Origin of the sequence: Pseudoalteromonas carrageenovora IAM 12662 (genome assembly GCF_900239935.1) — a bacterium.
In the GTDB taxonomy this organism is placed as follows: Bacteria; Pseudomonadota; Gammaproteobacteria; order Enterobacterales; family Alteromonadaceae; genus Pseudoalteromonas; species Pseudoalteromonas carrageenovora.
The window spans coordinates 1368274-1382517 of the sequence record NZ_LT965928.1 but is presented as its reverse complement, the minus strand read 5'-3'; the positions used below and the strand labels follow the sequence as shown (position 1 = coordinate 1382517).

Here is a 14244-nt window from a genome sequence, read left to right as displayed (position 1 = left end):
GATCTTTTTTCACTTAAATTTTTAATTTTATTGCACAAAAATACGAAATAGTGACTAGACTTTAAACAGTAAGCACCTTTTTTAGCGGGTTTCGGAGGTTATTATGACGATTTTTGAGCATTACCAAGCACGATACGAAGCGGCACAAGAAGAAGAGTACAGTATTAGCGAATTCCTTGAGATTTGTAAAACTGATAAGTCTGCCTACGCCAGCGCACCAGAGCGCTTACTTATGGCTATAGGCGATCCCCAAATGGTTGATACTGCAACGGATGCACGATTAAGTCGATTATTTTCCAATAGAGTAGTAGCACGCTACCCTGCCTTTGAAGACTTTTATGGAATGGAAGACGCTATTGAACAAATAGTTTCTTATTTAAAACATGCAGCCCAAGGGCTTGAAGAGTGTAAACAAGTACTTTATTTGCTCGGCCCTGTTGGCGGCGGTAAATCATCTATTGCTGAAAAACTAAAATACCTAATGCAACAAGTGCCCATATATTCTATAAAAGGCTCACCAGTTAACGACCACCCTTTATCTTTATTTGATGCGGTAGAAGATGCTAGCGTCCTTGAGCAAGAATACGGCATTAAACCCCGCTATTTAAAAACGATTATGTCACCTTGGGCTGGCAAACGATTAAAAGAATTTAACGGCGATATTAGTCAATTTAGAGTAGTAAAACGCTACCCCTCTATTTTAAACCAAATTGGTATTGCCAAAACCGAGCCTGGAGATGAAAACAACCAAGATATTTCTGCATTGGTTGGTAAGGTTGATATTCGCCAACTTGAGCATTTTGCGCAAAACGATCCAGATGCATACGCTTATTCGGGTTCATTATGCCTTGCAAACCAAGGTTTAATGGAATTTGTAGAAATGTTTAAAGCGCCTATTAAAGTGCTACACCCTTTACTTACAGCTACTCAAGAGGGCAATTATAATGGTACCGAAGGCATTAGTGCTCTGCCATTTAATGGCATGATCCTCGCCCATTCTAATGAATCAGAATGGCAAACGTTTAAAAATAATAAAAATAACGAAGCGTTTTTAGATCGTGTTTACATTGTAAAAGTGCCTTACTGCTTACGTGTAACCGAAGAAATTAAAATTTACGATAAATTACTAGAGCATAGCGAGCTTTATAATGCGCCATGTGCGCCTGGCACACTAAAAACACTGGCACAATTTACCACGTTATCCCGATTAAAAGAGCCTGAGAACTCGAGTATTTATTCAAAAATGCGGGTATATGATGGTGAAACCTTAAAAGACACAGATCCTAAAGCAAAATCTTACCAAGAATATCGCGACTACGCAGGTGTTGATGAAGGCATGACGGGGCTCTCTACCCGTTTTGCGTTTAAAATTTTGTCCCGTGTGTTTAATTTTGACACCACTGAAGTTGCAGCTAATCCTGTACATTTATTTTATGTGCTAGAGCAACAAATTGAACGAGAGCAATTTAGTAGCGAAGTTGAAGAGCGCTACTTAAGCTTTTTAAAAGGCTATTTAATACCACAATATGTAGAGTTTATTGGCAAAGAACTACAAACCGCATATTTAGAGTCTTATTCTGAATACGGCCAAAATATTTTTGACCGCTATGTTATTTATGCTGATTTTTGGATTCAAGACCAAGAATACCGTGATCCAGATACAGGCCAACTATTTGACCGTGCAGCACTTAATGCAGAGCTTGAAAAAATTGAAAAATCAGCCGGTATTTCTAATCCTAAAGATTTTAGAAACGAAATAGTTAACTTTGTACTTCGCGCTCGTGCCCATAATAACGGTAAAAACCCACTGTGGACCAGTTACGAAAAGTTACGCACTGTCATTGAGAAGAAAATGTTCTCAAATACAGAAGACTTACTACCCGTTATTTCGTTTAACACTAAAACATCAGCGGAAGATCAACAAAAACACGAAGACTTTGTAAACCGTATGGTCGAAAAAGGCTATACACAAAAACAAGTTCGCTTGCTTTCTGAATGGTATTTACGAGTTAGAAAGTCGCAATAGCCTTCATATTTGTAGTTTTTAGGAGGTCATTATGGCGAATTTTATTGATAGGCGTTTAAACGGAAAAAACAAAAGTACGCTCAATCGCCAGCGCTTTATTAGGCGCTATAAAAAGCAAATTAAAGAAGCTGTGTCAGATGCAATAAACAAACGCAGTGTCACCGACTCAAGCTCTGGTGAAAGTATTTCTATTCCGCAGCGTGATATCAGCGAGCCTACCTTTCATCAAGGCAGAGGAGGAAATAGAGAGCAAATTCACCCGGGGAATGATCAATTCTCTACAGGAGATAAAATTGAACGCCCTAAAAGTGGCCAAGGTGGTGGCGCAGGAGATGGCGATGCGAGTGATTCTGGCGAGGGGCAAGATGAGTTTGTATTTTCTATATCAAAAGATGAATACCTAGATTTACTATTTGAAGATTTAGAACTGCCTAATTTGCAAGAAAATCAACTTGATAAACTAGTACAAATGAAAACGCATCGTGCTGGTTTTTGTAGCGATGGCATGCCCAGTAATATAGATATAGTGCGCTCACTTCAAGGCTCCCTAGCCCGAAGAGTAGCTATGAATGCGGGTAAAAAAAGGCGACTCGCAGAGCTTGAAGGGCAGCTTGCAATGGAGCTTGAGCAACCTCAAAGCGATAAAGCGGTTATTGCATTACTGCAAGAGGATATTAAATTATTAAAACAACAAATTAAAAATGTGCCATTTATAGACAATTATGATTTGCGCTTTCGTAATTATGAAAAACGCCCTCACCCCACCAGCAAAGCGGTCATGTTTTGTATTATGGATGTATCTGGCTCTATGGACCAAGCCACAAAAGATATGGCTAAACGCTTTTATATTTTGCTGTATCAGTTTTTAACACGCAGCTATAAAGATATTGAGGTGGTATATATTCGCCATCATACACAAGCAAAGGAAGTAGACGAGCAAGAGTTTTTTTATTCGCAAGAAACAGGTGGCACCATCGTTTCAAGTGCACTTAAGTTAATGAATGAAATAATAAAAGATCGTTACGACGCTGAGCAATGGAATATATATGCTGCACAAGCATCCGATGGCGATAACTGGGCTGATGATACCCCTCACTGTGGGCAAATATTACGGAACAAGCTTTTAAAAGCAGTTAGGTATTTCGCCTATATTGAAATTACAACGCGTGCTCATCAAAGTCTATGGCGTGAATACGAGGGCATAACACAAAGCCACAATAATTTTGCTATACAACACATTCAAGGTGTCGAAGACATTTACCCTATATTTAGGGAGCTATTTAAAAAGAGCCGCCAACAGCAAGGTACAGCATAAGCCTAAGCGAGGTAATAATATGAGTAATAAACGTATTAATGATGGCCCCGATTGGACCTTTGACTTATTACACGAGTACCAAACAGAAATTGCTCGCGTTGCAGAGCACTACCGGTTAGATACCTACCCTAATCAAATTGAAGTTATTAGCGCCGAACAAATGATGGATGCATACTCAAGTGTAGGTATGCCTTTAGGCTACAGTCATTGGTCATATGGTAAAAAGTTTATTCAGACAGAGCAAAACTATAAACGCGGGCAAATGGGCTTAGCCTACGAAATAGTGATTAACTCTGATCCATGTATTGCGTATTTAATGGAAGAAAATACCCTGCCCATGCAGGCTCTAGTTATGGCACATGCCTGTTATGGTCATAACTCATTTTTTAAAGGTAACTATTTATTTAAAACCTGGACTGATGCGGGATCAATTATTGATTACTTAGTATTTGCTAAAAATTATATTAGTCGTTGTGAAGAAAAATACGGTATTAGTGAGGTAGAATCGCTGCTCGACTCATGCCATGCTTTAATGAATTACGGTGTAGATAGATATAAACGCCCGCAACAAATATCATTATTTGAAGAGCAGAAGCGCCAGCAAGAACGTGAAGATTATATGCAATCTCAAGTTAACGAGCTATGGCGGACTATACCTGTTCAACAACAGGAAGCAAAAAAGCAGGAGAAGCATTTTCCGCAAGAGCCCCAAGAAAATATATTATATTTTATTGAAAAAAACGCCCCTCTTTTGGGTTCTTGGCAACGTGAAATAATCCGTATAGTGCGTAAAATTTCGCAATACTTTTACCCGCAAAAGCAAACCCAAGTAATGAACGAAGGCTGGGCCACTTTTTGGCATTACACTATCTTGAATCATCTATACGATGAAGGAAAACTAAGCGATGCCTTTATGCTTGAGTTTTTACAAAGCCATACTAATGTAGTTTATCAGCCACCTTACAATAGTAATTATTATTCAGGTATTAACCCATATGCTCTAGGCTTTAATATGATGGTTGATATTCGCCGTATTTGTGAAAACCCTACAGATGAAGACAAACGTTGGTTTCCTGAATATGCAGGGAGCAATTGGTTAGACACCTTACATTTTGCTATGGAAAACTTTAAAGATGAGAGCTTCATTAGTCAGTTTTTATCACCTAAGCTCATACGTGAATTTAAGCTATTTACTATCGTTGATCATGCTAATAGCTCACACTTAGAAGTAGGTGCTATTCATGATGATAGTGGCTATAAAGCAGTGAGAGAAGCTCTTTCTGCACAATACAATTTGAGTAATCTTGAACCAAACATTCAAGTATATGACGTTGATATTAGAGGCAATCGATCTTTAACGCTAAGATACGTTCCGCATAATAAAATCCCACTTGCAAACTCTCATGAGGAAGTACTAAAACACCTTTACAGACTATGGGGCTTTAAGGTAAAGCTGGAGCAAGAGTCAAATACTGGTGACGTATCAATACTAGAGCAATGCCCAAACGATGATTCACGCCATATAACAGAGTGAATATAATAATAAAAAGCTTTTTGTATTCGTTGTCTCAGTCGATTATGTAAGTAAAGCGGGCTTAGCAGACCAAGTTTTTCCAAGACTAGGGGCTATGCCTGATGCCGATTTAGTCATTATTGGATCTGTAGGAAACTTAGGTATTAAAAATACGTTGATTGATAATACTGCAGAGAAAATGATGAAACTCATTAAAACTGATGTTTTGGTTTTACCGCCACTTTAACAACAAATCTTAAAAAATGACGCTTAAGTGTCATTTTTTATATCTACATAGGCGGTCACTTTATTTCGACCAGAGTCCTTTGAGTGGTAAAGCGCTTTGTCAGCAGCTTCAATCCAACGTTCATGATTTTTAAAGTCATTACTGCTACCGGCAAAGCCTATACTAATGGTCATCTGTATTTCAAAGTGTTTATATTTTACAGGCGTTGATTCAATTAATGCTCTTAAACGCTCAGCAAATATTGTCGCGCCATCTTTATCTGTGTCCAGTAAAGTAACTACAAACTCTTCACCGCCATAGCGCCCTGCTATATCTGTTTCTCGAAGTGTTGTTCTCAGTAAGTCACATAGATGACGAAGTGCTTCATCACCACAGCTGTGGCCATATTCATCATTAATTTTTTTAAAGTGATCAATATCAAACATTAATAAAGTGCTGCATCCCCCACTTCGCTTCACTCTTAAAAATTCTTGGCGAAGTGTACCTTCCCAATGCCCACGGTTTGAAAGCTGAGTAAGACTATCAGTTTGACTAACCTGCTCAAGCTTTCTATTTAACTCTTCGAGCTCTTTTTTATTTACGGCTATATCTGTTACATCGTACAAAATTATACAAATATGACTCACTTCACCCATCGTATTCGTAAGAGGAATAAACGTGGCATTTTGATACATATAATCTGCTTTACCCGTGATTGGTCGGTAATTTTTAAAGCGGAAAATATAAGGTTGCTGCTCCCAAATAGTAAAAGAGCGATTTTTTAGTACAAATACAGATTCTGATTTACTTCTAAACCATTTTTCGTCTATTGCAGGAAATAAATCAAATAAGTCTTTATCTTTAACGGCACTAGGAAGTAGCCCAGAATGATTTTCCATAAAACCATTCCATACACATACCTTATAATCCCTATCGAGTACCACAAGGCCTACATCTACAGTATTAAACATATCCATTAACCAATGGATCTCATTCATTTCTAAATCAGCGGCCATAACTTAATCTTCTAATAGGTAAGCAACTTTGAATTTCAAAGTTTTAAGTGAATCTTCAGTAAATAACAGCATGAGGTCGCAATTTATATCATGGTTTTCAATACCGTAACTTATTTCTATCGCTAGCGTGCGTTGCCAACGTGATTTGTTTGATTTTACTAAATCAGACACATCTCTGTGCTGCCCAAGTACTATTGGGTGCCCTTGGCTAAATGACATATCAAGCTGCTTTGAAAGGCCTGTTAAAATTGCACCTATCAAAATATTACTAATATCCATAAGGAGCTCAAGCTCAACCTTATCGTTTAGCTCGCCGTCGTAATTCATCAGTGAGGCAATTTCTTTAAAGCTAGAGTCATTTAGTAGTAATAATGCTTCACCAGACACTCCACCACCAATAAAGCCTTGGCACACACCCGAGGTAGCAGCATTGTTATCAATAGACTGAAGCGCCATATCAAGCTCATTAACTTCTAAAATGTTCACATTTGGAATTGGCAACTCTACAAATACCTTTAGTAGACGAGCTAATAAGTCACCAGCTTGGCCCATAGCAACGTTGGTCAGCTCTTGATATATATCTCGTACATCAGGGTCAACTTGCTCACCTAATGAATGAGATAGTCGCTCACGCATTGCCTTATCTTTAATTCCGTGGTGTTCAATAATATGGGCGAGTTTTTCAGCAGAGCAAGGTTTTTGTATGAAGTCGATTGCACCAAGTTCAAGAACGCGTTGATGCGCGCTTGGCTGTATATCTCCGGAGACAACAACAGTAAGAATGTTTAAGCCTTGCTCTTTCATCGCGATGAGAACTTCGTACCCATCCATTTCAGGCATATTCAAATCCAAAAACAGTATTTCTGGTTGGATTAGTTTAATTTGTTTTATGCAATCAACGCCATCCAGTGCAAATTCAACCTTAATATCCCAATCTTCAGGTAATGAACGAGCTAATTGGCGTCTCGCTAATTTTGAGTCATCACATATTAATACCGTTGTTGACATACTATCTCTCTGTTTTAAACCCGTTATGAGCATCAAAATGATTTATAAAGGCTATTGTTTTTTTTATTAAAGATATATTTTGTAACTTCATGTTAATCAAAGATTGTCTTGGTTACAATTTTTATATTACAGAATTAATTCCGAGTCCATAAGTACGTGCTTAACTTGCAAGATTAAACAAAGTTTAAATCTCAAAGCAAGCCGCTAAAGAGCTACATAATCACTTGGTTACTATTACGCAGTATAATACACTGACACCTATTGCGTTAATTTAAAAGGAAATACCCTATGTTTCGTTCCGTTGTGTTTGCATTGAGTGCATTTTGCTCTGTTGCTATTGCTGCCGATTACCCAGAAAACACGCTTGATGCAGGAAAAGTGTCGGCACAAGGTAAGCCTGTCACTTTATTAGGTAACGGGGTCGCTGTGGGTGATAGCGCACCGAACTTTAAAGTGGTTGATGGCAGCTTTATTCCTGTAACGCTTGAGGATTATAAAGGCCAAGCCGTACTAATAAGTGTAGTGCCAAGTCTTGATACCGGTATTTGTAGTTTACAAACTAAACATTTTAACGAAAAAGTCGCCGCGCAATTTCCGGGTGTAGCAATGCTTACAATTAGTGCAGATTTACCTTTTGCTCAAAAACGATTTTGTAAAGCTGAAAATATAGACAAAGTTACTGCGCTGTCTGACTCGGTATGGCGTGACTTTGGTCAAAAATATGGTTTAATTATTAAAGATATGGGTCTGTTAACGCGCTCAGTATTTGTTTTAGATAAGAGTCATACTGTTATTTATAAACAGCTAGTAAGCAGCCTATCTACAGAGCCAGAATACGATAGTGTGATTGAAAAGCTTAAAACACTTTAATTTTTACCAATTAGCTTAATTAAGTATTATTGCGGATTAGTAAAAACAAAAAACCGCCATTTGGCGGTTTTTTAGTGCGCTTTAAATTAACCTAAAAGCTCACCTAACTGTGCGCTCACAACTTCAACGGCTTGTGTACCGTCAAGTTTGTGGTACTGCGTGTTACCTGCAGCAGCTTCAGCTTGGTAGTAATCAACTAATGGCATAGTTTGCTCATGATAAATGCCTAAACGTTTACGTACTGTTTCTTCAGTATCGTCTGCGCGAACAATTAAGTCTTCGCCTGTTTCGTTGTCTTTACCTTCAACCTTTGGTGGGTTGTAAACTACATGGTAAACACGACCTGAGCCTGGGTGTACACGACGTCCGCCCATACGTTCTACAATTACTTCATCAGCCACATCAAATTCAATAACGTGATCAACCACTACGCCATTTTCTTTCATTGCATCTGCTTGTGGAATAGTGCGTGGGAAACCATCAAGTAAAAAACCTTTTTCACAATCAGCTTTAGCAATACGCTCTTTAACTAAACCGATAATGATATCGTCAGAAATTAACTGACCTGCATCCATTACTTTTTTTGCTTCAAGACCCAGTGGTGTGCCTTCTTTAATAGCTGCGCGAAGCATATCGCCAGTAGAAATTTGTGGAATACCGTACTTGTCCATTAAAAACTGAGCTTGAGTACCTTTACCAGCACCCGGCGCGCCCAAAAGAATAATGCGCATATCATTGTCCCCTAGTATGGAAGTTTATTTTTAAAGCCTGAATTCTTCCACAAGCGCCGCTGATACTCAAGTAACTTATACTAATTGCCTACTTTGCAGCGCATAAAAAAAGGAAGCAAACGCTTCCTTTTTAAATGTGTACAAACTTTGTACTTTTATTTACTTAGCCAATCAGCAATTACTTGCTAAGTTCTAACATAAGTTTATTTAGGCGTGTAACAAATCCTGTTGGATCTTTTAATGTACCACGCTCAGCAAGCAATGCTTGGTCTAGTAGAACATGTGACCACTGTGCAAATTTATCTTCGTCTTGTTCATCATTTAAATGCTTAACAAGTTGGTGTTCTGGGTTTAGTTCAAACACCGGTTTTGCCTCTGGTGCTGCTTGACCCACAGATTCCATTAGCTTTTGCATTTGTGAGCTCATATCATTGTCATCACTTACAACACACGCTGGAGAATCTGTTAAACGGTGCGTAAAGCGCACGTCTTTTACATCATCACCTAGCGATGTTTTAATGCGCTCAACAAGGCCTGCCATTTCTTTTTCAGACTCTTCTTGTGCTTTTTTAGTTTCTTCGTCGTCAAGCTTACCTAAGTCTAAATCACCACGCGTAATTGATTGAAGCTGCTTATCAGCAAATTCAGTCAGGTGGCTCATCATCCACTCATCAACTCGGTCACTTAGTAGTAATACTTCGATGCCTTTCTTACGGAAAATCTCTAAATGTGGAGAGTTCTTAGCCGAAGTGAAAGTGTCAGCCACTACATAATAAATCTTGTCTTGGCCTTCATTCATGCGCTCAACGTATTGCTCAAGCGATACATCTTGCGTTTCTGAATCAGTATGAGTTGAAGAAAAGCGTAATAACTTACAAATAGCTTCTTTATTTGCTGCGTCTTCCGCTGGACCTTCTTTCATTACTTGGCCAAATTCATTCCAAAACACTTGGTAGTCATCAGCTTTGTTTTTAGCCATACGCTCAAGCATTTTGATAATGCGCGATGTACACCCTTTACGAATAGCTTGTGTTACTTTGTTGTCTTGTAAAATTTCGCGAGATACGTTTAGTGGTAAATCGTTTGAATCTAATAAACCTTTTACAAAACGTAAGTAGCTTGGCATAAACTGCTCAGCATCATCCATTACAAATACGCGTTGTACATAAAGTTTTAAACCACTTTGACGGTCACGATTCCATAAATCGAAAGGCGCTTTTTTAGGAATGTATAAAAGGCTGGTGTATTCAGTTTTACCTTCAACCTTATTATGTCCCCAGCTAAGTGGATCTTCCCAGTCGTGGCTTACGTGCTTGTAAAACTCTTTGTATTCTTCATCAGAAATTTCTGATTTGTCACGTGTCCATAATGCTGTTGCGCGGTTAATACTTTCCCACTCACCAGGTACTGCTGGAATTTTTTCGCCGTCTTCACCTTCAGACTCTGGTACTTCTGCTTTGTACATTTGCACAGGTGTTGAAATATGATCAGAGTATTTAGTTACTATGCCACGCAGGCGGTAATCATCAGCAAATTCTTTTTCTTCATCACGAAGATGTAAAATAATGTCGGTACCACGACTTTCTTTTTCAATTTCTTGAAGCGTGTATTCGCCTTCACCTTGTGATTCCCACTCGTAAGCCGTTGTTTCACCGGCTTTACGCGTACGAACCGTCACTAAATCAGCAACGATAAAAGCTGAGTAAAAACCAACACCAAATTGACCAATTAACTGTGAATCTTTACTTTGATCGCCCGTTAAGTTTTTGAAAAACTCAGCAGTCCCTGACTTTGCAATTGTGCCTAACGAGTTAATCACTTCATCACGGGTCATACCAATACCGTTATCAGAAATTGTAATTGTATTTGCTTCTTTATCGGCGCTAATACGTACATGTAAGTCAGCATCACCTTGGTAAAGGTCGCCATTTGAAAGTGCTAAAAAGCGTAACTTGTCTGCCGCATCAGATGCGTTTGATACAAGTTCACGTAAAAATATCTCTTTATTAGAATAAAGAGAGTGAATCATTAAGTTTAATAATTGTTTTACTTCTGTTTGAAAGCCTAATGTTTCTTTTTGTGCTGCAGTCATTTATGTATCTCCAATTTGCAAAGTGTCTGCGTTATGCACTTAATATGGGGTGAGGTGAATCAACTTCAAGGGAAAAGTTTAAAAAAGATTAAAACGGGCACGGACACTTTGCATGAAAAGGAAGCCCTGTTATTGGGTGATCAAAAAATACGTCACTGGCATGTAGCAATAAACGTTCAGCCATTTGTTCACTGCGCTTACTTTTATATAAATCACACCCTAAAATTGGGTGTCCTATTGCATCACTATGAATACGTAGTTGATGCGTACGTCCTGTAATAGGTGTAAATTGCACAAATGTACGTTCAGGCTTTAATAACCTTTTGAGCACTGTGTATTTACTAATTGCTTCTTTACCTGTGGTTTTGCATATTTTGACTAAAGGAAAGCGCTCTTTGTCTTTTGCTATAGGCAAATTTATTTCACCTTGCAAGGTAGTCACACTTCCTTCTAGCATCGCTAAATAACGCTTTTGTATTGCTCGACTTTGAAACTGTTTATTTAAATGCTTAGACGCAGAGGCATTTAACCCAACAATCATAATACCTGATGTGCCAAAATCTAGCCGATGCGGTAATTTAGCCTCAGGAAAGGCCGCTGTTAATCCTTTTTGACCATTTACTAACCGGTAGTGTACTGAGTCCCAGTTAAGTGGATTCTTCCCAGATAAACTTAATAATCCACTGGGTTTATTAATAATCAAAATAGCATCATCTTGATAAAGTATTTTAATAGCTTCATGGCACTTGGGCGCTATAAAATTATCAACAATTGTATGAGGCGCACTCAAAGGTTCAACCATTAATCAATATCTTTGGAATGCAGCGCTTTTAAAGCCAATACTTGCTCGCGTAAATTATCGGCAGTCACTTTATCTGCTGCTATTGGCTCACCTGCTGTAACCGATACTAAAGAGTACTTTAATCGAGGTAATTGCCACTTAGCTTTACGGCTAAACACACTGCCCCATAATCCACCTAAGTGCACAGGAATAACAGGCACGGGTGAGCGTTCAATAATACGCTCAATGCCACGCCTAAACATATCAATTGAACCGTCGCTAGTTAATTTCCCTTCTGGAAATATGCCCACAAGCTCGCCGCGCTCAAGTGCACTGGCTACATCATCAAACGCTTTTTTAAACGCTTCTGGGTTTGTTTTTTCGCTATTTATTGGAATTGCTTTGGCCATTTTAAATAGCCAATGTAAAGCAGGAGAATAATAAATAGGCGCAAATACCATAAAGCGTATAGGCCTTGGTGAAGCAGCTAAAATAAACATCCAATCTACAAAGCTAACGTGGTTTGAAACAATCACCGCAGCCCCTTCAGATGGAATATTAACCTCACATTTTGTACGTACGCGATACATACATATCGCTAATATATAAATAACAAAGCGTAAGAAAAACTCAGGCACTTTAGTATAAATATGTATTGAAATAAGTAAGTTAAGACCTGCGAGTAATAAAAGTAGTGATGAAATATGCCACTTAAGAACAGACAGCGTAATAATACTTAAGATAGCGCTGCCAACCATAAACAATGCATTAAGAACATTATTAGCGGCAATGACGCGTGATCGGCTCGACTCCTCAGTACGCTGCTGAATTAACGCATACAGCGGCACTGTATAAAAACCTGAAGCAATACCAATTCCAGCCATCCAAATAAAATGCCAGATCATATCGCCAGTATTTAAAACTTGCTTAAGGGTTAATAAGTTTTCACTTGGAGTAATGTACGTCTCAATTGCTGGTTCTTGGCTTAATAAATACAAAAAAAGCGTTATTAAAATAGCCCCAAATGGCACAATACCAAGCTCAATACGAGAGCGTGAAAGCTTTTCACACAGCAGAGAACCAATTGCAATACTTAAAGAAAAGACCACCAACGCACTGGTTACTACTAATTCATCGCCGCCCATCACATGTTTAACGTAATTTGGTAGTGCGGTTAAAATAATAGCGCCTATAAGCCAAAACCAACTGATCCCTAAAACAGATTTACCCACAGATTCTGTTTGTGCATTAAGCGCTTTAAATACATTTTTAGTTGACGAAAAAATATTGTACGTAAAGTGCAAGTTAGGCTCATTCGCTTCACTTACCGGTATAAAGCGGCTACTAAAATACCCAAGTGTAGCCAGTACCAATACTGCAATACTTATTACAACAGGACCCACTGTTTGAGTAATAAAATAAGTACCAAATATAGTCCCTAATAAAATTGCCACAAACGTACCCGACTCCACTAAACCATTTGCTTTAGTGAGCTCGTTTGGAGCAACATGTTGAGGTAATATTGAATATTTTAATGGGCCAAAAAAGGTGCTTTGCAATCCCATAAAAAATATTGTTGCAAGCATTAGCCATACTTGCTGCGTTAAAATTGATGCAGCGCCAATGACCATAATTGGTATTTCGCATAGCTTTACAAGCCTAATAAGCTTTGATTTTTCTGTTTTTTCGGCAAGTTGCCCTGCCATACCAGAAAATAAAAAAAATGGTAAAATAAACAAGCCTGCAGCAATATTCGAATATAATGCACCGTCTGCAAGTGTTGCCGCTTGAAAAACCAATAAAATAAGCACCGACTGCTTGTATACGTTATCGTTTATGGCTGATAAAAACTGCGTAACAAAAAGCGGTAGAAAACGCTTACTGTTTAGTAATGCACTTGGATGTTTTTTATTATTTTGCATTTTGTCCCTTAGTCACTCGCTACTAATGCTTAATCATATAAAGCGCTAATCTTACCTTATGTTTTGCTTTAAAAACAAAAAAAGCCTACATATTTTACAATGTAGGCTTTTAAAGTAAATTTCAAATAGCTGCTTTAGTCTTGCATTACCGCACGACGGCCGCTAAAGGCGTGCATAAGTGTGGTACCATCGACCAAATCGAGCTCACCACCGACAGGTATACCATGAGCAATTCTTGATGCGCCTACTTTATATTTATGGCAAAGCTGAGCAATATAATGCGCTGTTGTTTCGCCTTCAACCGTAGGGTTAGTCGCTAAAATAACTTCGTTTATACCACCATGAGAAAGCTTTTGCTCTAGTACATCAAGGCCAATTTCTTTAGGACCAATACCATCAATAGGTGATAAATGTCCCATTAAAACAAAGTATAAACCTTGATATTGCCCTGTTTGCTCAATTGCCAGTACATCTGTTGGTGATTCAACAACACACAAAATCCCACTGTCTTGACGTTTAGTACTTAAGCAAATGTCACATTGTGCTTGTTCTGTAAACGTACGGCACGATTGACAATGTCCTACCGCAGTCATTGCTTTAGTGAGCGCATTACCAAGTTGAGTGCCACCTTTGCGGTCGCGTTCAAGTAAATGAAAGGCAATACGCTGCGCTGACTTTGGGCCTATGCCTGGCTGACAGCGCAATGCTTCAATAAGCTGAGTTAAACTATCTGAAAGTTGCATA

At 38.5% G+C, this 14244-nt stretch carries 12 protein-coding genes; 5 read left to right on the top strand and 7 right to left on the bottom strand.

The window, feature by feature from the left end:
- The first annotated feature begins 103 nt into the window (after positions 1-103).
- The 4 genes from ALFOR1_RS06365 to ALFOR1_RS20620 all read left to right on the top strand — a co-directional run bounded on the left by ALFOR1_RS06365 (position 104) and on the right by ALFOR1_RS20620 (position 5101).
- Positions 104-2026, top strand: coding sequence for a PrkA family serine protein kinase (locus ALFOR1_RS06365; protein WP_058548871.1), 1923 nt, complete (start codon positions 104-106; stop codon positions 2024-2026).
- A 31-nt stretch (positions 2027-2057) separates the two neighbouring features.
- Positions 2058-3341 carry a YeaH/YhbH family protein gene (locus tag ALFOR1_RS06360; RefSeq protein ID WP_104642403.1) on the top strand — a complete coding sequence of 428 codons (1284 nt, stop codon included), beginning with the start codon at positions 2058-2060 and terminating at the stop codon, positions 3339-3341.
- Between the two features lie 19 nt (positions 3342-3360).
- Entirely contained in the window at positions 3361-4875 is a 1515-nt protein-coding gene (locus ALFOR1_RS06355) for a SpoVR family protein (RefSeq protein WP_104642402.1), read from the top strand.
- Between the two features lie 94 nt (positions 4876-4969).
- A complete protein-coding gene (locus tag ALFOR1_RS20620; RefSeq protein WP_255318943.1) occupies positions 4970-5101 on the top strand; it encodes an adenine nucleotide alpha hydrolase family protein in 132 nt (43 codons plus the stop codon).
- A 23-nt stretch (positions 5102-5124) separates the two neighbouring features.
- Here ALFOR1_RS20620 and ALFOR1_RS06350 read toward each other — a convergent pair whose 3' ends face one another.
- Both ALFOR1_RS06350 and ALFOR1_RS06345 read right to left on the bottom strand, forming a co-directional pair.
- Positions 5125-6096, bottom strand: coding sequence for a sensor domain-containing diguanylate cyclase (locus ALFOR1_RS06350; protein WP_058548868.1), 972 nt, complete (start codon positions 6094-6096; stop codon positions 5125-5127).
- A gap of 3 nt (positions 6097-6099) precedes the next feature.
- Positions 6100-7104: a response regulator gene (locus tag ALFOR1_RS06345; protein ID WP_104642401.1), complete on the bottom strand. Its 1005-nt coding sequence runs from the start codon at positions 7102-7104 to the stop codon at positions 6100-6102.
- 288 nt (positions 7105-7392) lie between these two features.
- On the opposite strand from ALFOR1_RS06345, the gene tpx reads away from it, so the two are divergent.
- On the top strand, positions 7393-7974 hold the full coding sequence (gene tpx, locus ALFOR1_RS06340) for a thiol peroxidase (RefSeq protein WP_104642400.1): 582 nt from the start codon (positions 7393-7395) through the stop codon (positions 7972-7974).
- An 86-nt stretch (positions 7975-8060) separates the two neighbouring features.
- On the opposite strand, the gene adk is transcribed toward tpx, so the two are convergent.
- From adk to recR, 5 genes are all read right to left on the bottom strand, one after another.
- Positions 8061-8705: an adenylate kinase gene (gene adk, locus ALFOR1_RS06335; protein WP_058548865.1), complete on the bottom strand. Its 645-nt coding sequence runs from the start codon at positions 8703-8705 to the stop codon at positions 8061-8063.
- Between the two features lie 178 nt (positions 8706-8883).
- On the bottom strand, positions 8884-10797 hold the full coding sequence (htpG, locus tag ALFOR1_RS06330) for a molecular chaperone HtpG (protein ID WP_104642399.1): 1914 nt from the start codon (positions 10795-10797) through the stop codon (positions 8884-8886).
- A gap of 88 nt (positions 10798-10885) precedes the next feature.
- Entirely contained in the window at positions 10886-11599 is a 714-nt protein-coding gene (locus ALFOR1_RS06325; protein ID WP_104642398.1) for an RluA family pseudouridine synthase, read from the bottom strand.
- The gene (locus ALFOR1_RS06320) at positions 11599-13500 is read right to left on the bottom strand and encodes an MFS transporter (protein ID WP_104642397.1); all 1902 of its coding nucleotides are present in this window, start codon (positions 13498-13500) and stop codon (positions 11599-11601) included. Before ALFOR1_RS06320 ends, ALFOR1_RS06325 begins: the two co-directional genes overlap by 1 nt.
- Positions 13501-13634: 134 nt before the next feature.
- On the bottom strand, positions 13635-14243 hold the full coding sequence (gene recR / locus ALFOR1_RS06315; RefSeq protein WP_058548861.1) for a recombination mediator RecR: 609 nt from the start codon (positions 14241-14243) through the stop codon (positions 13635-13637).
- Position 14244 lies beyond the last annotated feature (1 nt).

What these genes read in the sequence shown, in the direction of transcription:
- ALFOR1_RS06350 (WP_058548868.1), bottom strand. Translation starts at nt 6,096, where the DNA reads ATGGCCGCTGATTTAGAAATGAATGAGATCCATTGGTTAATGGATATG.
- ALFOR1_RS06355 (WP_104642402.1), top strand. Translation starts at nt 3,361, where the DNA reads ATGAGTAATAAACGTATTAATGATGGCCCCGATTGGACCTTTGACTTA.
- tpx (WP_104642400.1), top strand. Translation starts at nt 7,393, where the DNA reads ATGTTTCGTTCCGTTGTGTTTGCATTGAGTGCATTTTGCTCTGTTGCT.
- ALFOR1_RS06325 (WP_104642398.1), bottom strand. Translation starts at nt 11,599, where the DNA reads ATGGTTGAACCTTTGAGTGCGCCTCATACAATTGTTGATAATTTTATA.
- adk (WP_058548865.1), bottom strand. Translation starts at nt 8,705, where the DNA reads ATGCGCATTATTCTTTTGGGCGCGCCGGGTGCTGGTAAAGGTACTCAA.
- htpG (WP_104642399.1), bottom strand. Translation starts at nt 10,797, where the DNA reads ATGACTGCAGCACAAAAAGAAACATTAGGCTTTCAAACAGAAGTAAAA.
- ALFOR1_RS06320 (WP_104642397.1), bottom strand. Translation starts at nt 13,500, where the DNA reads ATGCAAAATAATAAAAAACATCCAAGTGCATTACTAAACAGTAAGCGT.
- ALFOR1_RS06365 (WP_058548871.1), top strand. Translation starts at nt 104, where the DNA reads ATGACGATTTTTGAGCATTACCAAGCACGATACGAAGCGGCACAAGAA.
- ALFOR1_RS06345 (WP_104642401.1), bottom strand. Translation starts at nt 7,104, where the DNA reads ATGTCAACAACGGTATTAATATGTGATGACTCAAAATTAGCGAGACGC.
- ALFOR1_RS20620 (WP_255318943.1), top strand. Translation starts at nt 4,970, where the DNA reads ATGCCTGATGCCGATTTAGTCATTATTGGATCTGTAGGAAACTTAGGT.
- recR (WP_058548861.1), bottom strand. Translation starts at nt 14,243, where the DNA reads ATGCAACTTTCAGATAGTTTAACTCAGCTTATTGAAGCATTGCGCTGT.
- ALFOR1_RS06360 (WP_104642403.1), top strand. Translation starts at nt 2,058, where the DNA reads ATGGCGAATTTTATTGATAGGCGTTTAAACGGAAAAAACAAAAGTACG.